Annotated in this window: 23 protein-coding genes; 3 read left to right on the forward strand and 20 right to left on the reverse strand. The window is 41.0% G+C overall.

The window, feature by feature from the left end; all coding sequences use genetic code 11:
* Positions 1-4 precede the first annotated feature (4 nt).
* A complete protein-coding gene (gene lpxK / locus THMIRH_RS07030; RefSeq protein WP_173291419.1) occupies positions 5-1,021 on the reverse strand; it encodes a tetraacyldisaccharide 4'-kinase in 1,017 nt (338 codons plus the stop codon).
* Positions 1,018-3,510 carry a DNA internalization-related competence protein ComEC/Rec2 gene (locus tag THMIRH_RS07035; RefSeq protein ID WP_173291420.1) on the reverse strand — a complete coding sequence of 831 codons (2,493 nt, stop codon included), beginning with the start codon at positions 3,508-3,510 and terminating at the stop codon, positions 1,018-1,020. The genes lpxK and THMIRH_RS07035 overlap by 4 nt, the downstream gene beginning before the upstream one ends.
* On the opposite strand from THMIRH_RS07035, the gene THMIRH_RS07040 reads away from it, so the two are divergent.
* A complete protein-coding gene (locus THMIRH_RS07040) occupies positions 3,511-4,035 on the forward strand; it encodes a DUF2062 domain-containing protein (RefSeq protein ID WP_173291421.1) in 525 nt (174 codons plus the stop codon).
* A gap of 55 nt (positions 4,036-4,090) precedes the next feature.
* Here THMIRH_RS07040 and THMIRH_RS07045 read toward each other — a convergent pair whose 3' ends face one another.
* Complete coding sequence (locus THMIRH_RS07045; protein WP_173291422.1) at positions 4,091-6,484, reverse strand: Lon protease family protein; 2,394 nt, start codon at positions 6,482-6,484, stop codon at positions 4,091-4,093.
* Positions 6,485-6,625: 141 nt separating this feature from the next.
* The gene (locus THMIRH_RS07050; RefSeq protein ID WP_173291423.1) at positions 6,626-7,843 is read right to left on the reverse strand and encodes an ammonium transporter; all 1,218 of its coding nucleotides are present in this window, start codon (positions 7,841-7,843) and stop codon (positions 6,626-6,628) included.
* Positions 7,844-7,927: 84 nt separating this feature from the next.
* Between THMIRH_RS07050 and THMIRH_RS07055 the strand changes: the two genes are divergently transcribed.
* Positions 7,928-8,878: a 1-aminocyclopropane-1-carboxylate deaminase/D-cysteine desulfhydrase gene (locus THMIRH_RS07055; RefSeq protein WP_173291424.1), complete on the forward strand. Its 951-nt coding sequence runs from the start codon at positions 7,928-7,930 to the stop codon at positions 8,876-8,878.
* On the opposite strand, the gene THMIRH_RS07060 is transcribed toward THMIRH_RS07055, so the two are convergent.
* Positions 8,859-9,581 (reverse strand): cupin domain-containing protein, encoded by a 723-nt coding sequence (locus THMIRH_RS07060; protein ID WP_173291425.1) that lies wholly within the window; start codon positions 9,579-9,581, stop codon positions 8,859-8,861. The genes THMIRH_RS07055 and THMIRH_RS07060 overlap by 20 nt on opposite strands.
* A gap of 98 nt (positions 9,582-9,679) precedes the next feature.
* On the opposite strand from THMIRH_RS07060, the gene THMIRH_RS07065 reads away from it, so the two are divergent.
* The gene (locus THMIRH_RS07065; protein ID WP_173291426.1) at positions 9,680-10,156 is read left to right on the forward strand and encodes a nucleoside deaminase; all 477 of its coding nucleotides are present in this window, start codon (positions 9,680-9,682) and stop codon (positions 10,154-10,156) included.
* 13 nt (positions 10,157-10,169) lie between these two features.
* On the opposite strand, the gene THMIRH_RS07070 is transcribed toward THMIRH_RS07065, so the two are convergent.
* The 15 genes from THMIRH_RS07070 to rpsB form a co-directional block, all read right to left on the reverse strand.
* Positions 10,170-11,150: a chemotaxis protein gene (locus THMIRH_RS07070; protein WP_173291427.1), complete on the reverse strand. Its 981-nt coding sequence runs from the start codon at positions 11,148-11,150 to the stop codon at positions 10,170-10,172.
* Between the two features lie 109 nt (positions 11,151-11,259).
* Complete coding sequence (gene rnhB, locus THMIRH_RS07075) at positions 11,260-11,874, reverse strand: ribonuclease HII (protein ID WP_173291428.1); 615 nt, start codon at positions 11,872-11,874, stop codon at positions 11,260-11,262.
* 4 nt (positions 11,875-11,878) lie between these two features.
* Positions 11,879-13,072: a lipid-A-disaccharide synthase gene (gene lpxB / locus THMIRH_RS07080; RefSeq protein WP_243831401.1), complete on the reverse strand. Its 1,194-nt coding sequence runs from the start codon at positions 13,070-13,072 to the stop codon at positions 11,879-11,881.
* Entirely contained in the window at positions 13,056-13,835 is a 780-nt protein-coding gene (gene lpxA, locus THMIRH_RS07085) for an acyl-ACP--UDP-N-acetylglucosamine O-acyltransferase (protein ID WP_173291429.1), read from the reverse strand. The genes lpxB and lpxA overlap by 17 nt, the downstream gene beginning before the upstream one ends.
* 9 nt (positions 13,836-13,844) lie before the next feature.
* Positions 13,845-14,282 carry a 3-hydroxyacyl-ACP dehydratase FabZ gene (fabZ, locus tag THMIRH_RS07090; protein WP_173291430.1) on the reverse strand — a complete coding sequence of 146 codons (438 nt, stop codon included), beginning with the start codon at positions 14,280-14,282 and terminating at the stop codon, positions 13,845-13,847.
* Between the two features lies 1 nt (position 14,283).
* Entirely contained in the window at positions 14,284-15,327 is a 1,044-nt protein-coding gene (lpxD, locus tag THMIRH_RS07095; protein WP_173291431.1) for a UDP-3-O-(3-hydroxymyristoyl)glucosamine N-acyltransferase, read from the reverse strand.
* A 16-nt stretch (positions 15,328-15,343) separates the two neighbouring features.
* Complete coding sequence (locus THMIRH_RS07100; protein ID WP_173291432.1) at positions 15,344-15,892, reverse strand: OmpH/Skp family outer membrane protein; 549 nt, start codon at positions 15,890-15,892, stop codon at positions 15,344-15,346.
* Positions 15,893-15,961: 69 nt separating this feature from the next.
* On the reverse strand, positions 15,962-18,196 hold the full coding sequence (gene bamA / locus THMIRH_RS07105) for an outer membrane protein assembly factor BamA (protein WP_243831402.1): 2,235 nt from the start codon (positions 18,194-18,196) through the stop codon (positions 15,962-15,964).
* Positions 18,197-18,254: 58 nt separating this feature from the next.
* Positions 18,255-19,646 carry an RIP metalloprotease RseP gene (rseP, locus tag THMIRH_RS07110; protein WP_173291434.1) on the reverse strand — a complete coding sequence of 464 codons (1,392 nt, stop codon included), beginning with the start codon at positions 19,644-19,646 and terminating at the stop codon, positions 18,255-18,257.
* Positions 19,646-20,455 (reverse strand): phosphatidate cytidylyltransferase, encoded by an 810-nt coding sequence (locus THMIRH_RS07115; protein WP_173291435.1) that lies wholly within the window; start codon positions 20,453-20,455, stop codon positions 19,646-19,648. Before THMIRH_RS07115 ends, rseP begins: the two co-directional genes overlap by 1 nt.
* Positions 20,442-21,155, reverse strand: a complete 714-nt coding sequence (gene uppS, locus THMIRH_RS07120; protein WP_243831527.1) for a polyprenyl diphosphate synthase — start codon at positions 21,153-21,155, stop codon at positions 20,442-20,444. The genes THMIRH_RS07115 and uppS overlap by 14 nt, the downstream gene beginning before the upstream one ends.
* Before the next feature lie 192 nt (positions 21,156-21,347).
* Positions 21,348-21,905, reverse strand: coding sequence for a ribosome recycling factor (gene frr / locus THMIRH_RS07125; RefSeq protein ID WP_173291436.1), 558 nt, complete (start codon positions 21,903-21,905; stop codon positions 21,348-21,350).
* Between the two features lies 1 nt (position 21,906).
* On the reverse strand, positions 21,907-22,626 hold the full coding sequence (pyrH, locus tag THMIRH_RS07130) for a UMP kinase (protein ID WP_173291437.1): 720 nt from the start codon (positions 22,624-22,626) through the stop codon (positions 21,907-21,909).
* A 161-nt stretch (positions 22,627-22,787) separates the two neighbouring features.
* A complete protein-coding gene (gene tsf / locus THMIRH_RS07135; RefSeq protein ID WP_173291438.1) occupies positions 22,788-23,675 on the reverse strand; it encodes a translation elongation factor Ts in 888 nt (295 codons plus the stop codon).
* Between the two features lie 84 nt (positions 23,676-23,759).
* Positions 23,760-24,500 (reverse strand): 30S ribosomal protein S2, encoded by a 741-nt coding sequence (rpsB, locus tag THMIRH_RS07140; RefSeq protein WP_173291439.1) that lies wholly within the window; start codon positions 24,498-24,500, stop codon positions 23,760-23,762.
* Positions 24,501-24,514: the final 14 nt, after the last annotated feature.

Below are 24,514 nucleotides of genomic sequence, written 5' to 3' on the forward strand. Positions count from 1 at the left end.
TTTCCTAAATTTTAGAAGTGCGTTGCTTACGCGCGATGATTGACTGAATGGTTTCTTTGACACGCATTGCAAATTCATCAGAACAGTGCGGCGAAATCTCTAAATACCAAGCGCTATCTGGCGCAAATTCTAAACATTTTACCGCATCTTTCTGAGTCATAATGATGGGATTTTCACTGCTGGGTAAATTATCAAAAATGGCTTTAGAAAATGCCTGATGGTCTTTTAGGGGCATTTCTAACAGTGACAGCCCCATTTTTTTGAGCGTTTCAAAAAAACGCTGCGGATTACCAATACCTGCCATCGCAGTGACAGTGTGCTTTGAATAGAGATGAACAAACTCATCTAAGGATTTAAAATGATTGGGATTATTCACTTGTCTAAAACCTATTGGCTTGAGTTGCATTTGCCAGTTTTCTGCAGCACTAGCCCCGTTATAGACCACAAAGTCTACGGCTTGCAAACGCCTTTGGGGTTCTCTTAAAGGACCTGCAGGTAAACACAAACCATTGCCAAGTTGGCGTTGCGCATCTATCAAAACAAACTCCAAATCACGCGCCATGGCAAAATGCTGTAATCCATCATCAGAAATAATCACATCCAATGCTTGTTCATTTAACAAAAATTCAATCGCCTCTGGACGCTTTGGGGAAACCGCTATTGGGCAACCCGTGGTTAACGCCAGTAATAATGGCTCGTCCCCCACCAGTGTAGGGTCAGAATCAGTGGTTACCTTGAGTGGCCAAACTTTTGATTGCCCTCCATACCCCCGACTGACAATGCCAACTGTGAGCTGCAAATCTTGACACTGCTGAACCAGCCATTGAATAAAAGGGGTTTTGCCACTGCCACCCACCACGATATTGCCCACCACTATAATCAGCGTGTTGCTGGAGGTTGCTAATTTTTGTTGTTTAAACTTGTTGAGGCGATGTTTTGCGATACGGCACACTAAGGCGCCCAGTGGCATAAGCAACCAAGTTTGCCATTGTTTTTTTACCCAAAATCTTGGCCAACTCACTGGTAAAACCTTCCTTTTTCATCTTCAAAACAGCGATGATGATACCATTTTGCGCTCAGTTCTCTAAAGCTTTCTATTTTAAGCTCGCTTTGCTTTTGCGCACTGATTGAAATGGCTGAAGCGCAAGCCGTGTTTAACCAAGTTACATTTTGCGCCTCAACCTGCTCAATCACCTGTTGATTAGGAAAACCAAATCGATTTTGATAACCACTACTAAAAATAACCATTTCCGGAGCGACCCCCTGTAAAAATTCTGTAGAACTGGCCGTTTTACTGCCATGATGCCCTGCCACTAACAGCGTAGATTTTAAAATATCGGTTTTCTGATAAAGAGCCACCAGTCTTTTTTCATAGGCTTGACTTAAATCCCCTGTCATTAAAATAGATTTTTCGCCTTTAAGTGTTGGAAAACTGGCTTTAATAACGCACGAATGATCATTGTCATTTTTAGGAACTGGCCAAACTTCAACATCGGAATCTGGTGCCAAAACGGCAAGACTCAAATCGTCAAATTGCCAAGTTTGCCCTGCTTGGCAGGGGGTAAAGGTGGTTGTGTTAAGGGCTTGATTGAGTTGAGTTGCTTGCCCTGAAACAGCTTTAATTATGGGTAAGCTATCCATCAGGCGTTGAGTACCGCCGCTATGGTCTAAATCGCTATGACTAACCACTAATAAATCAATTTTCTGGCGGTTTTGCGTTTTAAGATAGGGCAAAATCGCCATACTGGCGCCGTCCAGGTTAGCATTCCATCGACTGCCAGTGTCAACAACAATCGTGTGGTTTGGGGTTAATAAAACCACTGCTTGTGCCTGCCCAACATCTAAGATTTGAATGGTGATTCCCTCAAAGGATTTAGGCATAAAACCATACCCCAAAATACTTAAGATGGGTATCCATACAAGCAAGCGGCTCTTTATCCCCCAATGATTGTTAGGGTTTACCCACAAAAACAATCCCAAATAAATGAGCACAACTTGCCAAAGTGTCAGCGTTAAAGGCATTTGGTTAATTGGTGATAAGGTTAAAAAATTTAAATAACCCCATAACCCTTGCCAGGCATGATCATTCCAGCTCACCAATAAATTCATCCAATCAACCGGTAAAACCCAATCGAGCAACCCCAATAATAGTAATACTGGTAAACCATAAAAACTAACAAAAGGAACCGCTATCCAATTTGCCAGTAACGACATTAAAGGAAATTGTTGATAATAAAATGCAATTAAAGGTGCCAGCCCCAAAAACAATACCAGCTGTATCAACCAAAATTTTTGCCATTTGCTTTTAGGTTGTATTTTTGGATGAAACAAGGCACCAAAGATCAGCGCGACAGCCACAAAGGATAGCCAAAAACCTGGGCTTAGCACAGAAGTCGGTTGCCAAATGACAATCAATAATGCCGCTAATGCCAATGCTGCAAAGGGTTGAAAAGCCCTTTGTAAAAATACCATTAAAAGCACCACCAGCACCATTAACCAAGCGCGTTGCGTGGGGATTGCATAGCCAGCCAAGGTTAAATAAACCGTTGAAAATAGCAAAGCACCCAAGCCTGCAACCCAAATCTTTGGCGTGTTTAGCAGGCGATATTTAATCGCGCGGGGTAAGTTTGATGAAAAACGAATGCTTAACGACCAAAGTCCACCCAACAAAAAATAGCCTATGGCTGCCATAATCCCCATATGCAGTCCAGAAATCGCCATGAGATGAATGGTGCCCGTTGCTTGCAAGGTCTGCCAATCTGCTGAGTCTAGGTCGGTTTTTTGACCGACCAATAATGCCAAAAATAATCCTCTAAACTCAGAGTTTGAAAATAATTGACTCAATCTCTCTGTTAAGAAGGTTCGAGCATCCATCCCAAAAGCGCTTAAGGGTTGATTTTTAATAGATCCTTTAGATAAAACATAACCCGTGGCCGCAATACCCTCTCGAAACAAGTAGGTTTCGTAGTCAAATCCGCCAGGATTCAAGGAAGCATGATTCGGTTTTAATTTGACGGCTAACTGCCAAACTTCACCTGCTACGGGTTTTATGATTGCCCTATCTTCTGACGCAATCTGATACCAAGACAGGCGCACTTTGGGTCTAGACCCAAAGCCAAAAGTTTGTACAATTCCATTTGGCGTTTTCATGTCGTGTACACGCAAATCAAAACGCCATTTTTGTTGCTTTGATTTGCCTGACTGATCAGTTACCGATTCCTCTACCAACCCCTCAATCTGCCCGACCAATTCTATGGGTTGATTTAAAAATGTGGTTGGCACCTGTGGAATAAAAAAAGTCTGCCAAAAAACTAACTGAAACCCTATAATGAAGCCGTTTATAAAATCTACAGGGCCTTTAAGTCCCCGCAAGCGCCAAAACACAATCAACAAGATGATTGAACCTAAAGCGATTGCAAAAGATTTACTGACCGAGAAGACCGGAAGCTCGGGTATTTGATAAAAGCCAAAGGTGGCCGCTAAGACCCCTAATACAAAACGAATAAACATATGCCTAAAAAATTACTCCAGCGCTTTATTCCTAATCCGGAAAAAGTTCGCAATATGAAAGGCTTGGGATTTCTAAGTCAGTGGCTACACAAACCTTATTTATGGCACCTAAACAGAGTTCCTGTCAGTCGGGCTTTTTGGATTGGACTTTTTTGGATGTCTATTCCTATCCCATCTCAAATGGTTACTGCAGCCATCAGTGCGATTATTTTCAGAGCTAATTTACCATTAAGTGTTGCTTTAGTGTGGATTAGTAACCCCTTTACCATGCCGCCAATTTTTTACTTTAATTACTTAGTGGGCACCTGGATACTGGGGCAAACCGCTGAAGAAAGCCTTGGTTTTGATATGAGCTGGGATTGGATTTTAAATACCTTAGGAGAGTTATGGCTGCCCTTGTATCTTGGCAGTGTGGTTGTCGGTTTAGTTCTAGGGTTAATCAGTTATATTGCCATTCAGCTTTTTTGGCGCTGGCATGTGATTAAATCTTGGCGGAATAGAGTTAAACAAAAACAGCAGCTATAAAAGAAAAACCCTCTTGGCAGAGGGTTAACTTTAAAAAGCCATCAGCGTTTAAACACTAATCATCTTTGTCGTCTTTATCCTCTTTCTCATTGAGTTTTTCAAGTGCTGTGACAATTTTATAATTTAAACTGCCCTCTGGAAATTGCCCAAAAGCATTCGGTTTACCAGCCGGTAATCCTGTCATTAAACTTAAAGCATCATCGATGTGCGCCATCGCATAAATATGAAATTCACCCCGCTCAACCGCTTCCCTGACTGGAATATCCAACATTAAATGACACATATTGGCTGTTGGAATAATCACCCCTTGTTTACCCGTTAAGCCTCTTTCTTGGCAGATTTTGAAAAAGCCTTCTATTTTCTCATTCACACCACCAATAGGCTGTATCTCACCAAATTGATTAATGGCACCTGTAACGCCCAAATCTTGGCGCAAGGGCACTTGAGAAATGCTGGATAACAAGGCTAAAAGTTCTGCTGAAGAAGCACTGTCGCCTTCAATACCATCATAAGTTTGTTCCATCACGATCGACGCAGTAAAACCATGGGCTTTTTCACGCATATAGCGACCTCTTAAAAACCCTGAAATAATCAACATACCCTTTGAGTGAATTGGGCCAGACATATCTACTTCAGTTTCTATATCTATAACACCATCTTCACCTGCACTGGCTTGTGCGGTAATACGAACCGGTTGTCCAAAAGATTGTTTTCCAAAAGACACCACCGTTAAGCCATTAACCTGACCAATTTTTTGCCCTTCAGTACTGACTAAAACCTGTTGTTCAACAATCGCACGATGATGATATTCTTCAACCAAGCCCGTATGAAATGCCTTTTGTTGCAAAGTGGCTTCAATCGTTGCACGCGAGACATGACCTTCTTGATTTGCTCTGGCATAGGCATTAGCTTCGGCTAAAACATCTCTTAAGATTGCTTTGTTGGTGTACAAACGATTTTGATGTTCTGCCATGCGTGAGGCATATTCAATCAGTCTTTCTAGCGCAGAAGTATCCACGGGTAAATCTTCCCAGTCTTCAATTTCACCGGCTAATTTTTTGGCCAAGACTAACTCATGCTCGTGGGTGCGTTCCAGTTCCGTTTCAAACTCAACCTGAACCTTAAATAAACGATCAAACTGGCTATCGACTTCTTGCAGCGCGTAAAAATGCGAGGGTTGACCCAGCAAAACCAAAGTGACATTAATCGGAAAATCTGGCAAATGGTAAGGCACAACAGAGCTACTGGATGGAATTTCAAAAGTCATGCGTTTAGTCATCAAAGCGGCTTTTAAATTAGACCAAATTTCTGGGTCTTTTAATAGAGAGGCCACACTTAACATTAAAAAACCACCATGCGCTTTTTGTAATAAACCCGCTTGGTGATTCATGGCTAAGCTCACGGTATCTGTGGCATTGGCAGTGGCCGAATTAATGGTGTAACCAAATAATTTAGGCATGGATACATTCTGTTCATAAATCACAGGAGCATGTTCCATTCCGCGATGATCAACCAGTAGGTTAACTTCAAAAACGGCTAAACCTTGTTGTTCCGCCAACAGTTCTTCCATTGAGGTTTGCTGACTACTGGTGACCTGCTCAGAATTTTGATCCCAAAATAAATGCAACTTGTTAACAACGGCTTTTTGAAGAGAATCTAAATAATTTTTGATGTCATCTGTTTTGCCAAACTCCATACGCAAGGCATTAATCAGTGGCAATAAATGCTCATTGACCACTTGAGTATTTAGGCGTTTACCCGCATCCATAAACTCGTGTTGCAAAAATGGGAAATGGGTTAAACCCTTATTGAGTTCTGCCTCTACTTCATCTAAAGCCTGCATGAATTGACGCTGTACCGCTTCTTCTTGAGTTTTAAGATCTGCGGAACGAACCCTTTGGCCATCAATCAACGCATAGAGTACAAAGCTGTTTTCGGTTTGTTGAATTTCAATACTCAAAGATTCAGCCAAATCAAATGCATCTTCCAAAGCCGCTTCTTGCTTGGCTAATAATTCATTTTCTATTTGCTGACTTCTTAGCTGATAGTTATGACCATCAAAAATCACCGGCAACTGACTCTTTAATTGTGCAATGAACTCTTCTATCGCACTTTTAAAGATGTGTCCCTGCCCTGCATCAAAGTACAAATATTGTGTTTTGTTCGACTCATTAAAATCGGATACCAAAACCACATCGTGTGGCATAGGCTTATTTAAAGCCGCTCTGCGGAGCATGGCTTTGGTCATACCAATGCGTCCGACACCCGATTGCCCCATGATAAAAATATGGTTTTGATTGCGCTTTAGATGTAACCCAAAATTTAATGATTGATAAGCCCGTGGATGAAAACGCTCCATAAACTCAATGGTATCTGGCCCTGCATCATCAAAAGCTTTAGGGTCAATTTTTGTATAACGATAGAGTTGATCGGATGTTAATTTTTGCATAAGCCTATCTATGTATTGAAAAAGTTTTAAAATGAAGCAGAAGCCTAATTAAAACTCATATAAAAGAAAAACCCACAACTGTCAGTGTGGGTTGTTTGAAAAAATGGGTAAACTTTTAGGCGCTCAATTGTAGCGCTAAAATTAAAACTCTTCTCTTGGTGGATTTGCGTGAATTTTATGAATCGACAAATCGGCACCTAAATATTGGTCTTCATCAGACATTCTTAAGCCCATGGTTTTTTGAACCAGCTTGTAAATAATCCAACCACCAACAAATGCAACCAACACACCGACCAAAGCACCTATTATTTGTGACATTAACGAAACACCACCTAAACCACCTAAGGCCGCAGAACCAAATATACCGGCTGCAATGGCACCCCACAATCCGCAAAGACCGTGTAAAGGCCAAACACCTAAGACATCATCTACTTTTAGTTTATTTTGAGTCCAAGTAAAGGCTTTAACAAACATTGCACCTGCGACTAAACCAATGACTAAAGCACCGAGCGGGCTTACCACATCAGATCCAGCACAAATGGCTACCAGTCCAGCTAGAGGACCGTTGTGCACAAATCCAGGGTCTTTATCGCCAACCACAGTTGCCGCAATGATACCACCGACCATGGCCATCAATGAGTTCATGGCGACTAAACCTTGAATGCCTTCAATGGTTTGGGCTGACATCACATTAAAGCCAAACCAACCGACGGATAGAATCCAAGCACCCAACGCTAAAAATGGAATGCTTGAAGGTGGGTACACATGACGAATCGTGCCGTCTTGGTTGTAGCGATTGTGTCTTGCGCCTAACACCAAAATCGCTGCTAAGGCTATCCAACCACCCACTGCATGCACCACCACCGATCCAGCAAAATCATGAAAACCCGCACCAAAAGATTCTTTTAGCCAATCTTGAAAACCAAAGTTGCCATTCCAAGCCAAGCCTTCAAAAAATGGATAAACAAAAGCCACTGTTAAAAAAGTTGCCATTAAAACAGGATAAAATTTTGCTCTTTCTGCAATACCACCCGAAACAATCGCCGGAATCGCCGCAGCAAATGTCATCAAAAAGAAAAACTTAACCAACTCATAACCTGATTTTTCGGTCATCATTTGAGTTAGCTGTCCATCTAAATTGAAACCTAGAAAAACGCCATAAGAGACACCATAACCAATGAAGAAATAGGCAACGGTCGAAACGCCCAAATCTGTCATAATTTTAACCAAAGCATTGACTTGGTTTTTGTGTTGCACAGTTCCGACTTCTAAGAAAGCAAAACCTGCGTGCATGAATAACACTAAAATAGCGCCTAATAATATGAATAAAACATCCAAACTGGTGGTTAAGTGTTCCATAAGCTCTCCAAACTGGGAAAAAATTTCGTCATAAAACGCGCGCAATTATAACAAATGATTTATCCGATAGCCCAAAATTAACCTATGATGCCAAAAACTCCACTTTCGACAACCCCTTTGCAAATGCTAAAAAGCCCTTTGTTTGAAGATGCAAACATCGAAGTTTTTATGAAACGCGACGATTTAAACCATCCTGAAATACAAGGTAACAAATGGCATAAACTCAAATTTAACTTGGAACAAGCAAAACTTCAAAACAAAACTACTTTACTGACGTTTGGCGGTGCCTACTCAAATCACATTGCGGCCACGGCTGCGGCTGCCAAACTTTACGGTTTTTCAAGCATGGGTTTTATTCGAGGTGACGAACTGCAAAACACCCCATCAAAATGGAGCCATACTCTTAAAACTGCACACTTAAACGGTATGCAGTTACACTTTTTAAGCCGAACTGATTATCGACTAAAAAGTCAACTCAACTTTCAACACCAGCTTCAACAAAGTTATCCAGATGCATGGATTATTCCCGAGGGCGGCAGTAACGATTTGGCTATTGCCGGTCTACAAACACTTGCTACCGAAATAGACCAGCAATGCCCCAATTGGACGCATCTCATCACCGCTGTTGGCACAGGAGCCACTTTGTCTGGTTTGGTTCGCCATTTAAAAATGAACAGCGCTCAAACCGTTTTAGGGGTAGCTACACTGGGCAGTGGAGACTTTTTAAAAACGGATATTTGTCGGTGGATACAAAATGACAATGACTGGGTCGCTGAGAAAAACCCAAAAAATTGGGCATTTTTGAACCTTGAAAATCCCATTCGTTACGGCAAAATAACCCCCGAAATTGAATTAACTCAGCAGCAATTCAGAGCCGAGTTTGATATTGTTTTAGACCCCATTTACACGGCAAAAATGGTTTTGGGGTTTTACGAAGCCTTGAGTAAAAATCGCTTCCCACCCAACTCAAAGATTATTTTATTGCACACGGGGGGCCTACAAGGTTTGCAAACTCTTACAAGTGACCCGTTTTGACCAAAATCACCGTTTCCTCATTCACATAGGGATTATGTTGGCTTAAGTGTGGACTGCGCAACCAACTGCCAGCAGGATATACACCATGCTCATCACAAAACTCACCCGATAGAACTAAAATTTCCTCACCTCCCCAATGATGATGCGGTTGAAATTGTTCATTTTTAGGCCAATGCACTAAAGCGGTGTGCTGAGCCTTAAAGCTGTGCAAACTCATTACCTGCAATCCACCAATCCCAGGATGCCAAGGCGTTTCAAAGGTATTGAGCACCACTCGTTCCGAGTCTTCAGGGTCAAATTGATCCAACTTCACAAACAGCACGCATCCCTCTCGGCTGTAAGGCGAATGATATGAACCTGGCGGATTTCGAATGTAGGTACCCGCAGGATAGTGCCCCGTTTCGTCTGAAAACACGCCCGATAAAACTAAAATTTCCTCGCCAAGAGGATGAGAATGCTGCGGAAAACTGGCTCCCGGTAAAAAAGTGACCAAACTCGTTGTTCTGCCCGATTCTGCCAAAGCTCTTTCCAACGGTTTTCTGAGTACAAACTCTGAACGACTTCCTTGCCATTCTACCGCTTGGGTTTCTATAACCACTTTTTGGGTTAAATCTAAGTTGAAGTTTTCAACGGGCTTGGTATCGGCATTTAACGATTCTGGCACTCGATTTGGCACATCATAAACCGACGAAAAAACTTTCATGCATCACTCCTGCTCAATAAAACTTTATTAATGACTTGAATTACTCATCACAGTCCACGAAACTATAACAAATTTTACATTTCTGAAAGGATTACAAAATGACTTCATTAAACTTAGATGTTAAAAAACTTTTGAAGATTGCCTATGAAGAAGCGCTGATAGGTTTTAATGAAGGTGGGGTTCCTGTGGGTGCCGCTTTACTTGATTCGCAAGGTAACTTATTAGGTAAAGGGCGTAATCGTCGAGTGCAAGACGATGACCCATCGGTTCATGGCGAAACCGCGGCATTTAAAAACGCTGGGCGACAAACCTGTTATACCGATAAAATTTTAGTCACCACACTTGCACCCTGCTGGTACTGTTCGGGGTTGATTAGACAATTCAGAATTGGCACGGTTATCGTCGGCGAATCTCAAAATTTTGAGGGGCATTTAGATTGGTTAAGAGAAGCCGGTGTTGAGGTGATAGAGCTTAATGATGTTGGGTGCAAAGTTTTGATGGCAAAATTTATTCAACAAAATCCTGATATCTGGAACGAGGATATTGGTGAGTGTGGGAACCACACTCACGCATGATTTTCTAATACTATTAGCGAACAACACCTAACATTTCAGTTTCCACTTTCGTTAAAGTGTTCACGATTAAGTCAGTATCGACTTTACCGATAAAGTAGTTGGCCCCCATCTCAATAACTTCACGACTGTTATTTTCACTGGTCATGGAAGTATGAACAATGATAGGCATTTTCGCCGTTTTTGGATCCGCTCTTAACTCTTTAATGACCGTATGACCAGAGGCTTCAGGCATTTCAAGATCCGTAAAGATGACTGAAATGTCATTCATATTCGGCAAGTCTTTAATGTAATTCAACATCAAACGACCGTTATCAAAGCCCTTGTGTTTTAACCCTAACTGATCAAACACCATTCCCATGTATTTCTGAATGGATTTACTGTCTTCTGCAAATAAAATCGTGCCATTTTTGACTTTGTCACTGAACACATGTTTATTTTTATCAACTTGCTTGGCAGATGCAAAAATCTTTTCTGCCATAGCCGGCATGGCTTCAATCAGTAGTTTTTCGATATCCAAGATAAAACATAAGGTTTTACCATCATTCAAATAGGTATGGTTAACAATTTGGTTGGTATTAACATTCACATTGTAGTTGGATGCGGGACGAATCTCAGCCCAGTCTTTTTCTTCTACACCGTGAATATGGGCAACGCGCATCCCGATAAAGTTATGGCTAAAGTCAGAAACAATGATAATTGACTTATCTTTTTCTTCCGGCGTCATTTCAAAACCCATCCACTTAGGCAAGTCAATGACAGGCAAGTAAACGCCCCGCAACTCAATCATCCCTTCTATCAAAGCGTTCGAGTCTGGCATGGGTGATACATCATAGGCACGCGCTTCAAGCACTTCTCTCACCTTGAAAACATTCATCCCGTAATAAGGTGGTTGATAGTCAGGCTTAGGAAATTGCACCTGAAAAATCATCAAACTCATTTGATTATTTTTACTAAGTTGAGCGGTTTTTTCGACTTGTTCTAATGTAGTACTCATGAGTAACGATCACCTTATTGGAAGAATGGAATAATATTAACTCAAAGCAGGACTAAAAATCGACCCACTACGCTAAATTTACCCCAAAAATAACCAGGCCTGGTTAAATTTAGGCTGGGTTTTGACTTAAAATACACTTTACCGGTTTAAATGAAGTGCGATAGCCTTCAATTAAACCAAATTCTTGAATGGCTTTTAAATGTGCCTCTGTTGGATAACCTTTGTGCTGGGCAAACCCGTATTGCGGATAAAGAAGGTCTAAATCCATCATTTGCTGATCTCTATGAACCTTAGCCAAAATAGAAGCCGCTGAAATTGCCATGACTTTCGAATCCCCTTTCACAATGGCTTCACAGGCTGCCGTTATTTTAGGGCAGCGATTACCATCAACCAGCACCTTGTCAAAAGGTATTTTGATACCCGCTATCGCTCTTTGCATGGCCAACAGAGTGGCTTGTAAAATATTGATTTCATCTATTTCAGCCGGACTGGCCGATGCAATACAAAAAGCCAAGGCTTGCTCTTTGATTAAAGCCGAAAGCTCTAAACGGCGTTTTTCTGACAGCTTTTTTGAATCTCGCAAAGGCAAATCACAGTCGTCCGGTAAAATAACTGCTGCCGCAACCACTTCGCCAATCAAAGGCCCGCGCCCAACTTCATCAACTCCGACGACTCGTGCTGTCGCCAAACTAGAGTCTAAAATAGATAAATCTAACTGTTGCATTAACTTAATGAGTCAACGGCTGTGATAAATTTGCCCAATCAACCACTGCATCAGCCGCAAGCTCTGATGCATTTTGTTTAAGTTGATGATACTGAACATCAAAGGCCGCTAACTGTTTATGTTGTTGCTTGGTGTCTGCCATGAGTTTACCCAATGCAAGAGCAATCTTGTCAGCCGTTGCCTCTTCTTGAATAAACTCAGGTATCAGAGATTGTTGCGCCAAAACATTCGGCAAACCGATCCATTGGGTTGTTGAGAGCTTCTTCATTAACCAATAAGAAAAAGGGTGTACCTTGATTGCGATGATGATGGGGCGTTTCATTAGAGCCGCTTCTAAAGTGGCTGTGCCAGAGGTCACTATCAAAAAGTTAGACGCTTCCATCACCTTTTGCGCTTGCCCAGAAACCAAGGTTATTTGCTTTTGTAATCCCAGCAAAGCCACTTGCTCAGCAATCAGAAGTTGTGCGGCTTGATGCACACAGGGAATTAAAAAATGTAAATCGGGCATGATTTCTAACAGTTTTTTAGCTGCCTGCAAATAAACCGGAGTCATTAAGCGAATTTCACTCATTCGCGAACCCGGCAACAAACCGACCACAGTTTTCAAAACAGATAATTGAAAGTAAACCCGTGCCTGCTCTAAATTGGGTGACTCAGGGACTTCATTGGCTAACGGATGACCAACAAACTTAACCGGTATTTGATATTTGTCGTAATAGGGTGTTTCAAAAGGGAATAAAACCAAAACTCCATCGACACATTGCTTAATCTTGACTAAGCGTTTTTCTCGCCAGGCCCAAACGGATGGCCCAACATAATGAATGGTTTTAATGCCGTTTGATTTAAGTACTCGTTCTATCTTAAAGTTAAAGTCAGGAGCATCAATCCCAATAAATACATCTGGCTTAAGCGCTAGCAAAGTTTGAATCAAAGAACTGCGTAATTTGAGTAATTCAGGTAAGTGTTTTAAGACTTCAAAAATACCCATAACGGATAATTTTTCCATAGGGAAAAAAGACTGCAATCCCTGCCCAATCATTTTGGTGCCACCCACACCTATAAAGGTGGCGTGCGGAAAACGCTGTTTTAAGGAGCGAATAAGCCCTTCGCCCAAGGTATCACCAGAGGCCTCTCCTGCAACTAAAGCAATCACAGGATGCGAAATGGGTTGTTGAACTGACTTAGCGAACGATGCCACGACTGGAGTGTTGCAAGAAATGAATTAAATTAGATAGCGTGCCTTTTTCGTCATTTAATGATTCAATTTCATTAATCGCCGTTTCTAAACGATTGCCTGAACGATAAAGGGCGCGGTAGGATTTTTTAATGATATTGATCTGCTCTTTATCATAACCGCGTCTTTTAAGACCTTCTAAATTTAAGCCACGAGGTACGGCTAAGTTTCCAGAAACCGTCACGAAATTAGGCACATCTTGACTCAGAACACTGCCCATGCCACAAAAACTATGTTGACCGATATGGCAAAATTGATGCACCAAAGTATAGCCACCTAAAATTGCCCAGTCATGCACAGTAACATGCCCGGCTAAAGCCACAGCATTCGCAAAAATGACATTATTGCCAATGACACAATCATGCGCAATATGAACGCCCGCCATGATCCAGTTATCATCACCAATGGTGGTTTCGCCTCTATCTTGAACCGTCCCCCGATTAATGGTGACATTTTCTCGAAACATATTGCGATGACCAATCACTAAACGAGTGACATCACTGGCAACAAATTTTTTATCTTGAGGGGCTGCACCAATGGAGCCAAACGGATAAAAATGATTTTTTTCACCAATGACCGTAGGCCCAGAAATAACAACATGAGGCTCTAAAATACAACCTGAACCAATCGTTACATCCGCGCCTATGACACAAAAAGCACCAATTTTGACATCATCAGCAATGCAGGCACTAGAATCAATAATCGCTGTAGGATGAATAAGACTCATAAAATAGAATTAAACCTTTCTTTCCGCACACAATAAATCTGCTGAAGCAATGACTTTGCCATTAACTTTAGTGACACATTCAAACTTCCAAATGCCGCGTTTATTACCCGTAGTCACCACTTCAAAATCAAGACGATCACCTGGAACGGCAGGCTGACGAAAACGACAATTATCGACCGCTGCTAAATAATACATAGAAGAACCATCAGGTTTTTCACCCTGTGAACGGAAGGCTAAAATACCAGTACATTGTGCCATGGCTTCAATAATCATCACACCCGGCATAATCGGATTATTGGGAAAATGTCCGGTAAATTGTGGTTCGTTAAAGGTCACATTTTTATACCCTTTTAATGAAACGCCCGGCACAAACTCCGTCACACGATCTACCAATAAAAATGGGTATCTGTGGGGTAAATAGTCAAATATGTCTTTAACTTCCATCATTTTATTTTTCTTCCAGTTGATTTTTTAATTCTTTGATTGATTGCTCAAGGTCTTTAATTTGCAGAGCCATTTTCTGTAAGTTTTTAGCTCTAACGGTATTTTTTTGCCATTCACCTGTCGGTATGGCTGGAAAACCAGAGTAACTTCCAGGTTGTTTGAGCGAGTGAGTGACGCCCGCTTTTGCCATAACCATTACACCATCTGATATTTTTAAATGCCCCACAACACCAGCCTGCCCTGCAAAAATGCACTGTTTTCCGACTTGTGAGCTACCCGCAAATCCAGTTTGAGCAGCAATGGCACTGCCTTGTCCAATCTTAACATTATGAGCAATATGCACTAAGTTGTCTATAATGCAATCATCTTCAATCACGGTATCCTGTAAGGTGCCTCGATCAATGGTTGTATTGTTTCCAATGGAAACATGATTACCAATTATGACTCTACCAATTTGAGGAATTCTAATCCACTGCCCTGCCTGAGGCGCAAAACCAAAACCTTCGCCACCGATGACGCATCCGGCTTGCAAAATAACCTCATCACCCAAAACACAGTCATTCATAATCACCACATTTGGGCCTAAGTAACAGTTTTTTCCTAAAGTAACATTTTTACCTAAGTAACAACCCGCTGAAATTTGACAACCTTCTCCAAGAAGCACACCTGATTCTATAACAACATTCGGTCCGATATAACAGCTAGCAGGAACAACCACAGAACCGTCAACAACGGCTGAGGGGTGAATTCCTTTTTGACTGGGTAAAGGATTGAATTTTTGGGCAAGGAGCGCGTATACATAATAGGGATTTTTAACGATTAAGCGATTACAAACCGTTAAATCCGAAAATTCAGCCTTTAAAATAACCAGGCCTGCTTGAGTCGACTTTAATTGTTCTTTGCGTTTGGGGTCATTAAAAAAGGCAATCTCTTGAGAGGTTGCCTTTTCCAAATCTGCCACTTTTGTCAATGCTAGGGCATCTTTACCCTGATACTCAAACTCAATTTCATTTTGAGACAAAAATTCTAGTAATTCGTCCTTTTGCACAATTCTGCCTCAGAATTTATTGATTAAATCCAGCACGCTTGTCATTGTTGAGCTTTTTCAAATAATCCAAAACTGCCTGAGTGACATCTAAACGATTGTTAGTGTAAGCAATCCCTTCATAAAGGATAAGATCGAACTCTTGCTGCTTACCAATTTCTTTAATGGCCTGGTTCACCAAGCCTTGCAGTTTAGCCAGCTCCTCGTTACGACGAATATTAACCAATTCTTGGATGTCATTTTGTTTTCTTTGGACTTCGCGAGTCAACATGGTAATTTCGCGTTCTTTTGTGGCTTTTTGCGTTTCGGTTAACAGCATTTTATTCTTTTGGTAGTCTTGCTGCTTTTGCTCTAAATCTTTAGCGGCAGCCTTGAGTTCATTTTGCTGGGGGCCGAATTCTTTTTCCAAATTAGAGCTGGCCTGCTTAGCTTGTGGCGCTTGTTCTAACAATAAACCAACATTCACCACGCCTAATTTGGCGGGTGCTGATTCTGCAGCTTGAACAAATCCAACTAAAGAAGCAACACTTAAAATGACACCAAACAAAATATTAGAGGTTGAACGCATTTTACTAAACCTTTTCATTAACAAAACATTGAAACATTTTAACCCATTATTCTGGGCTAATTTAATCTTTTACATAGGGATGCCTAAGTTAAATTGGAACACCTGGGTTTTATCATCCGGCTGATCATTTAAGGCTCTTGCCAAACTGAATGCGAGCGGCCCAACTGGTGTGATCCAAGAGATCCCTAAACCTGTTGAGGCTCTGAACTCTTCAACTTTAACCTGATTAAAATCCGTGAAGACATTCCCTGCATCCAAAAATAAACTGACACGAATATTGGATGAGTCTTCAATAAATGGCATGGGAAATACCAATTCAGCACTTGAAATTAGCTTAACCCGACCACCCACAGGGCTACTTGAACCTTGAGTAGCGTAATCATACACAGGCCCTAAACTATTAGGCTCATACCCTCTAACAGAGCCAATGCCACCTGCATAAAAGTTTTCATAGAAGGGTAAACCTTTGTACCCCCCCAATCCATCACCGTAAGAAACATCACCCTTAACTTTCAATGAAACCGCATTGAAAAGTGGAACATAGACAGTTTCATTGGCATAAATTTTATAAAAAGCTATATTTGACTCATCAATCGGAGTAATAATTTCACCCGTTAAGCTGGTTGATTGTCCTTTACTTGGAAAATAAAAAGCATTTTTAGAATCATAGCTCCAGCCCATAGACAAACGAGCTGATCCAAAATGCGTTCCATAAACATCACTGTAATCTTTACAAGCGGTAAAGGTATCAATACAGATTAAATTTTGATCATCCAATTTAAGTCCATAAGACACATTACTGAACTCACTTAAGGGATAGCCCACATTTAAACGAACACCATAATTATTGGTTGAATAATCTGAAACGCCTAATTCAGCAGCATCGATTTCGCGATAATAAACACCGCCACCTAAAGAAACGCCATCTTGTGTAAAGTAAGGGTTGGTAATACTCAAATCTAATGATTTTGTAGAGGCGCTATAACGACCATTAAAACTAGCGGTATTACCCGAACCGATGACATTTCGTTCTGTAACCCCCATGGTTAAACTCATACCATCTATCTGAGAATACCCTATCCCCGCATTAAAAGAACCGGTTGACTGTTCTTCAACCTTAACCACCAAATCAACTTCGTCTTTACTGATGCGCTGGGTATCTACCTTAGCGACCTTAAAATAACCGAGTCGATTTAAACGGGTGTTAGATCTTTGTACCGCTTTCAAAGAATAAGGCGCCGCTTCAAATTGACGCATTTCGCGGCGAATCACATGATCCCTCGTACGCGTATTGCCTTCAATCAAAATTCTGCGCACATAGACTCGGTCTTTTGGCTCTATTCTGAAATCAATCTTGACCGTTCTTTGTTCTTTATTAAGTTGCGTTAAGGGCTCTACTTCTGCAAAAGCATAACCCTCTTCACTTAAGCGATCTCGAATGGCATTAACACTGCTAATCACCGCACTACGATTAAATAAATTATTATCTTCAATACTGAGAAGCTGCTTTAATTCGTCTTTAGGCAGTATGGTATTGCCTGAAAAAACAATATTTTCAACCGTGTATTGAGGACCTTCATTAAGATTAATGGTGATAAAAACTTTGGTTTTGTCCAGTGACAAGCTCACCTGTGAAGAAACGACCTCAAACTCCGCAAAACCTCGGTCCATGTAGTAAGACTTAAGGGTTTCTAAATCGGCTTGTAATTTTGGTTTGGCGTATTTATCACTGTCACCCATCAATGCAGACTCAGATAATAACAATTCGCCTTTTAGCAACTCATCAGCATAGGTTTTATTACCCACCAAAGTAATACGACCAATGGATGCTGGCTTACCTTCTTCCACTTTAATATTTAATGCCACGCGATTGCGCGGTAGCTCATCGACAACAATATTCACATCTGCCGCATAATAGCCCTGGTTTTGATAACGGCGTCTCAGGTCTAGAATGATTCGGTCCATTTGCGTTGCATTAAAAATACGACCCTTCTTAATGCCTAAGGCTTCTAAAGCCTGATTCATGTCATCTGTTTTGATCAGTTCATTACCTTCAATTTTAATATCAGAAATAGAAGGTCTTTCTAAGACTTTAACCACCAAAACATTTTCATCTTTTAAATAAAGACTGACATCTTTAAAAAACCCAGTTTTATAGAGCGCCTGAATACTGCCTTGAATCTTTTCGCTGGTCAGCTCTTGTCCTTTATTGATGGGCAAATAACTATTAACCGTTTCATAACTGATTCGCTGATTTCCCTCTACCTGAATCGACATGACTAAAGGTGCTGCTTGTGAACTCATCACAGGCAAAGCTATAAGACTGCACACTAAAGCAGTTTTTTTCAAAACATTTAAAAAATTAAGCATTATAGAGCCGAACCACATCATTAAAAATTACAAAAAATGTCAACATCAGAATCAAAAAGAGTCCAATTTTTTGACCAATCAACTGCACCGACTCATTAACCGGCGACCCCTTAATCATTTCGATTAAGTAATAAAACAAATGCCCCCCATCCAAAACAGGAATGGGCAATAAATTTAAAACACCTAAACTCAAGCTTAACAACCCAAGCAAACTTAAAAAAGAAATCCATCCCGTTTGCATGGCTTTACCTGAAAATTGTGCAATGCTGATAGGGCCTGATAAATTATTCATAGACACTTCGCCAAACAGCATGCGTTTAATCATAACCAAAGTCAAATCTATTAAATTGAGACTGTGTTCAGCACCTCTAACCATTGCTTCAACAGGACTGAAACTTTGCTGAATGATGTAGGGCTCCAAATCCGCAGGTCGCATCATGACTGAAATGCCCATAGAACCCTGCAAACCCTTTTCTGTCATGCGACTTTTCAGTGGTAAATCGACTGAATACTGCTGCTGATTTCTTAAAAATTTTAAACCGACTTTTCTATCAGGATTAACTCGAACGACCTCTACCAGTTCTTGCCAATTTGAAATGGTCACACCATCCATTTCAATGATTTGATCTCCCGTTTTAAGAGCCGCAATTTCAGCTGCCGAACCCGGCTGGATTTTATTAATAATCGCAGGAACTGGCGGTTGAAAAGGATCAAAGCCAAGTATTTTTAGCCAATCTTGCTTAGGGGCATCCAAATCTAAGCCTTTTAGACTCACCTGGACTTCAAGCGTTTGCTGGGTTGCAAAATTTTCAATCATCAGCGGTAACGAATTTTCATCTTTAACCAATCCACTCACCACAGATTGATAGACCTCTTGCCAAGAATAGATAGTCTGACCATCTATGGCTTTTATCTGCCAAACGGCTTGACTAAGATCCGTCATAGGATTTTCTTTAAGAATAGCGTTCGTCACAACTGATGCTTTGTTATCAGCAACAAATAACGGTTTTAAACCATTAATTCCAGAAACATAAATGAGTGAAAATGCAATCCACGCAAAGACTAAATTCACCAAAGGTCCGGCGGCAACAACCACAAAGCGTTTGTAAACCGACTGTCTATTGAAGGCCCGAGATAAATCTTCTGGCGCAACAGGACCTTCTCTTTCATCCACAAAACGGACAAAACCACCCAAAGGTATTGGACTTAAGCAAAACTGAGTTTCACCGACTTGTTTGGTATAAAAAGGTTTACCAAACCCTAAAGAAAATTGGAGGACTTTAATATTAAAAATTTTGGCGGCAAAATAATGACCATACTCATGGATAAACACCAGCAAACTCATGGCCACCAAAAAGCCTAATAAAGACCAAATAATATCCATTAGGCTTGAACCCAATACCACAATAAATAAAACATGGGCATGGCAATCATTAAGCTATCAACTCGATCCAGCATACCCCCGTGACCCGGAAAAATGACACCGCTATCCTTTATCGCTGCTTGACGCTTCAGTAGACTTTCGTACAGATCACCCACCACAGAAAATAAGGCAATTGCCGCCATTGCTAAGGCCATCCAAACATAAGAAATATGCAATTGCGGTGTTAACAATTGCAATCCTACCCAAGCAATCACAAACGACAACAAAAAGCCACCCACGACACCTTCCCAAGTTTTACCTGGACTGACATAAACAGCCAGCTTGTGCTTACCAAACTTTTTACCACTAAAGTAGGCGCCTGTGTCAATTGACCAAACCACAAACATACTAAAGAGCAAGAGCAGAGGGCTAAAAACCTCACGGAAATCGATTAGAACTTTGGAAAATAAAAAGATTGAAACTAACCCCAATAGTAAAATTAAGGCTCGAGAAGTTAACAAGGGTTGGCCTTGAGTTTTTTGATAGCGAACCACTGTAAAAAACATCCAAATGGCTGATAGAGCCGTTAACAACTCTAATCCAGAAAAACTTAAAAAAGGTAAAAGAAACCAAGTTAATAGCGTTACTAATATACTGTATTGAATTTTTTGAGCTATTTTTAAACCACTTGCAAACCCTGCCCATTCCCAAGCCGCCACGGCTGTTGCCAACAGAACAAACCCTTGCCAAACCAAAGCATTGGCTTTAAACAGTAAGATTCCAACAACACTCGCCAAAATAATGGCCGTAATGACTCTAGTTTTTAACATCTGCAACCTGTTCACTGGTTTGCCCGAAACGACGCTCGCGGCTTTTAAAAGAAGCGACTGCTCTATCCATAGACTGCTCATCTATTTCTGGCCAAAGCTCATCTGTAAAATAAAACTCAGCGTACGCCATTTGCCAAATTAAAAAATTGCTGATGCGCTGCTCTCCGCCGGTGCGTATCAACAAATCAGGCTCGGGCAAATCTGCCAAACAGACGCTTGCACTCAAATCAGCTTCCGTCATTTCAGCAACGCTTTTGGTTGGGTTATTTTGCTGCCAATGATGCACCGCATTCACAATATCCCAACGACCACCATAGTTGGCTGCAATGGTTAAGGTTAAACCGGTATTCTGCGCGGTTAGAGCTTCGGCTAAGTCAATATGGGTTTGAATGGCTTCATTAAATGGACTTCTATCTCCAATAATGCGTAACCGAACATTATTTTCATTTAAAAGTTCAACTTCTTTTTGGAGCGCCTTCAAAAAAAGTTTCATCAACTGTGAAACCTCTTCCGCGGGTCTTTTCCAGTTTTCGGTACTGAATGCAAATAAGGTTAGCGCATCAATTTGGTGATTGGCACAATAAGAAACCACTCTTTTAACCGCTGAAAGTCCACGCTGATGCCCTACAAATCTTGGCAAAAATCGCTTTTTAGCCCAACGACCGTTACCATCCATAATAATGGCAATATGGCGTGGCATATTTTGACTGATATTTTCTTTAGACAAATCAATCCCTTAAGCTTTTATGGAAATAAATCTAACAGCATTCAACGCAATTACACTGGAAAGTACTGCATAATTTGCACAAACAAAAACGGCCCGAAATAGTTAAACTTCAGGCCGTTTAATAACCTAGCACACAATTATGCCATACTAGGCAAGCATTTACGCTTAGATTTCGAGTAAAGTTTTTTCTTTTTCAGCCAATAACTCATCCACCTTAGCGGTAAATGCATCGGTTATTTTTTGAATGCCATCTTCCGCTTGGCGCAACTCATCATCGGTAATTTCTTTTTCTTTATTCAAGGCCTTAAAATCGCCATTAGCATCACGACGAATATTGCGAATCGCAACCTTAGCTTGTTCTGCCTCAGTGCGAGCGACCTTAACAAATTCACGACGACGCTCTTCCGTTAAGGGCGGCATAGGAATGCGAATTAAATTTCCAGAAGTCGCTGGATTAATACCCAAGTCAGACATCATAATCGCTTTTTCAACCTTGGCAATCATCGGATGCTCCCAAGGCTGAACCGTTAGGGTACGGGCATCTTCCACATTAATATTAGCAACTTGGCTAATAGGCACTTCTGTACCGTAATAATCCACCTTAACAGAATCCAAAATACTCGGATGAGCACGCCCCGTTCTTATTTTGGCAAAATTCACTTCTAAACTTTCGACAGACTTAGCCATTCTGGCTTTAGCATCTTCACGAATATCATTGAGCATTTTATTCTCCTCCAGAAACCAGGGTGCCTTCGGCTTCCCCTTTGACAATTCTAATGACGGCATCTTTTTTAAACATATCAAAAACACGAATGGGCATACGATGTTCACGACACAATACGAAAGCCGTCATATCCATAACTTGTAAGTTTTTTTGTATCACTTCATCGTATGATAAAAATTCATAGCGTGTAGCCGTTGGATTCTTCTTTGGATCTGCTGTGTAGATACCATCGACTTTAGTGGCTTTTAATACAATGTCTGCATCAATTTCAATACCACGCAATGCGGCTGCTGTGTCGGTGGTGAAAAATGGACTACCCGTTCCGGCTGCAAACAAAGCAATTTTACCTTGCTCTAATTGCTTTTTAACATGATTAGCATTAAAGCCATGCGAAACACCTTCAATCGACATTGCTGAAAATACGGTTGCATGCATACCCATATCTTCAATCACATCGCGTAATGCCAACGCATTAATCACGGTTGCCATCATACCCATATGGTCGCCAGTGGTTCTTTGAATGCCTGCACCCTGAATTTGTGCGCCACGGAAAATATTCCCGCCGCCCACAACAATACCAACTTCAACACCTAGGTCGTGCAATGCTTTAACTTCTGCCACAACTTGACGCAAAGTTTGAGCGTCTAAACCAAAATCCGCTGACCCCATCAAGGCTTCACCACTAAATTTAAGCAATACGCGTTGATACTTTAAAGCCATGTTAAACCTCTTTTAAAACTTAAACGATCATTGGATACTTTGTAAAAACCAATTGAGAACAACTCTAGTCAAAACCGTCTTTTAGAAAATATCTGCAAATCTTATATACAAAAAAGCCATGGCACACAAAACATACCATGGCTTTTTATCATAACAACAAATTAACCTTTTTGAGCCGCAGCTGCCGCAGCCGCTACTTCATCAGCAAAGTTAGTTTGTTCAATCACAATACCCTCACCCACTTCTAAACGAATGAAACCTTTACAAGCTGCATTGTTAGACTTAAGCAATTTTTCAACTGTTTGATCTGGATCTTTAATGAAAGACTGACCTAACAAAGTAATGTCTTGAAGGTATTTACGCATACGCCCTTCAATCATTTTCTCAATGATTTCCATTGGCTTGCCAGATTCTTGAGCTTGTTCGATTTGGAACTTGCGCTCTTTTTCTAAGACTTCAGGATCTACCTCATCAGAAGACAAGGCTTGTGGCTTAGAAGCCGCAACATGCATCGCTAAATCACGAGATAAAGCTTCATCTCCACCCTCTAAACTGACCACAACACCAATTTTTTCACCGTGTTGATATTGACCAATCTGACCAGAAGTTTCGACTAACTCCATGCGACGAACCGCCATGTTTTCACCGATACGAGCAATCATTTCACGACGAGTTTGATCAATTGTCTTACCAGAAGCCATTTTTTCGTTCATTAAACTTTCGATGTCTAGATTGCCAGTTGCTAAAGCAATCGCAGCGATTTCGTTTGCAAAGTTTTTAAATTCATCACCCTTAGCAACGAAATCTGTTTCACAGTTAACTTCTGCAATGATTGCTTTTTTCTTGTCATCAGAAACTGCAATTGCAATGACACCTTCTGCAGCAACACGGCCTGCTTTTTTATCAGCGCTTGCCATACCTTTTTTGCGAAGAAACTCAATCGCCGCTTCCATATCACCGTCAACTTCTGCCAACGCTTTTTTACAATCCATCATACCTGCGCCAGTCATTTCGCGCAGTTCTTTAACCATACCAGCTGTAATTGCCATGTTGTTAATGTCCTTGTCGTTATCTTGATAATCTAAAAACAAAAAGGCCCGGTTTTTGACCAGGCCTGGTTCAAATATCTAAACTTATTCTGCTTTTTCTGCTTCTACGAAGTCATCACCTTCAACAGTAGCACCTGTTGTAATGGTTGATTTGCCTTCGTTTACTGCTGCTGCAACGGCAGACAAGTATAAAGTGATGGCACGAATCGCATCATCGTTACCAGGAATAACATAATCTAATCCCATAGGGTCGTTATTAGTATCGACAACACCAACCACTGGAATACCTAAGTTTTTAGCTTCTTGAATAGCAATTTTTTCATTTCCTGTGTCGATAATGAAAATAGCATCTGGCATAGCGCGCATATCTTTGATACCGCCCAAAGAAAGCTCTAACTTAGCTTTTTGACGCGTTAACATCAAAGCTTCTTTTTTGGTGATTTTTTCAAAAGTACCATCTTGTTCCATAGTCTCAAGTTCTTTTAAACGCTTGATAGACTGTTTGATGGTTTTGAAGTTAGTCAACATACCACCCAACCAACGGTAGTCAACATAAGGCATGCCGCAGCTTTTAGCGAATTCAGCAACCAATGGACCTGCAGCTTTCTTAGTTCCAACAAAAAGGACACTGCCTTTTTTAGCTGCAACGCCACCTAAAAAGTTCAACGCGTCGTTAAACATAGGTAGTGTTTTTTCTAGGTTGATGATATGAATTTTGTTTCTTGCACCATAGATGTACTGAGACATCTTTGGGTTCCAATAACGCGTTTGGTGACCGAAGTGAACACCGGCTTCTAGCATTTCACGCATAGTGACTTTTGCCATGATTTTTTCTCCAA

This window comes from Thiosulfativibrio zosterae, from assembly GCF_011398155.1.
Taxonomy (GTDB): Bacteria; Pseudomonadota; Gammaproteobacteria; order Thiomicrospirales; family Thiomicrospiraceae; genus Thiosulfativibrio; species Thiosulfativibrio zosterae.

Bases quoted from the DNA above. Each gene is read 5' to 3' on its own strand.
- THMIRH_RS07035 (WP_173291420.1), bottom strand. From the start codon at position 3,510: ATGTTTATTCGTTTTGTATTAGGGGTCTTAGCGGCCACCTTTGGCTTT.
- THMIRH_RS07040 (WP_173291421.1), top strand. From the start codon at position 3,511: ATGCCTAAAAAATTACTCCAGCGCTTTATTCCTAATCCGGAAAAAGTT.
- THMIRH_RS07045 (WP_173291422.1), bottom strand. From the start codon at position 6,484: ATGCAAAAATTAACATCCGATCAACTCTATCGTTATACAAAAATTGAC.
- THMIRH_RS07050 (WP_173291423.1), bottom strand. From the start codon at position 7,843: ATGGAACACTTAACCACCAGTTTGGATGTTTTATTCATATTATTAGGC.
- THMIRH_RS07055 (WP_173291424.1), top strand. From the start codon at position 7,928: ATGATGCCAAAAACTCCACTTTCGACAACCCCTTTGCAAATGCTAAAA.
- THMIRH_RS07060 (WP_173291425.1), bottom strand. From the start codon at position 9,581: ATGAAAGTTTTTTCGTCGGTTTATGATGTGCCAAATCGAGTGCCAGAA.
- THMIRH_RS07065 (WP_173291426.1), top strand. From the start codon at position 9,680: ATGACTTCATTAAACTTAGATGTTAAAAAACTTTTGAAGATTGCCTAT.
- THMIRH_RS07070 (WP_173291427.1), bottom strand. From the start codon at position 11,150: ATGAGTACTACATTAGAACAAGTCGAAAAAACCGCTCAACTTAGTAAA.
- rnhB (WP_173291428.1), bottom strand. From the start codon at position 11,874: ATGCAACAGTTAGATTTATCTATTTTAGACTCTAGTTTGGCGACAGCA.
- lpxA (WP_173291429.1), bottom strand. From the start codon at position 13,835: ATGAGTCTTATTCATCCTACAGCGATTATTGATTCTAGTGCCTGCATT.
- fabZ (WP_173291430.1), bottom strand. From the start codon at position 14,282: ATGATGGAAGTTAAAGACATATTTGACTATTTACCCCACAGATACCCA.
- THMIRH_RS07100 (WP_173291432.1), bottom strand. From the start codon at position 15,892: ATGCGTTCAACCTCTAATATTTTGTTTGGTGTCATTTTAAGTGTTGCT.
- bamA (WP_243831402.1), bottom strand. From the start codon at position 18,196: ATGAGTTCACAAGCAGCACCTTTAGTCATGTCGATTCAGGTAGAGGGA.
- rseP (WP_173291434.1), bottom strand. From the start codon at position 19,646: ATGGATATTATTTGGTCTTTATTAGGCTTTTTGGTGGCCATGAGTTTG.
- THMIRH_RS07115 (WP_173291435.1), bottom strand. From the start codon at position 20,455: ATGTTAAAAACTAGAGTCATTACGGCCATTATTTTGGCGAGTGTTGTT.
- uppS (WP_243831527.1), bottom strand. From the start codon at position 21,155: ATGCCACGCCATATTGCCATTATTATGGATGGTAACGGTCGTTGGGCT.
- frr (WP_173291436.1), bottom strand. From the start codon at position 21,905: ATGCTCAATGATATTCGTGAAGATGCTAAAGCCAGAATGGCTAAGTCT.
- pyrH (WP_173291437.1), bottom strand. From the start codon at position 22,626: ATGGCTTTAAAGTATCAACGCGTATTGCTTAAATTTAGTGGTGAAGCC.
- tsf (WP_173291438.1), bottom strand. From the start codon at position 23,675: ATGGCAATTACAGCTGGTATGGTTAAAGAACTGCGCGAAATGACTGGC.
- rpsB (WP_173291439.1), bottom strand. From the start codon at position 24,500: ATGGCAAAAGTCACTATGCGTGAAATGCTAGAAGCCGGTGTTCACTTC.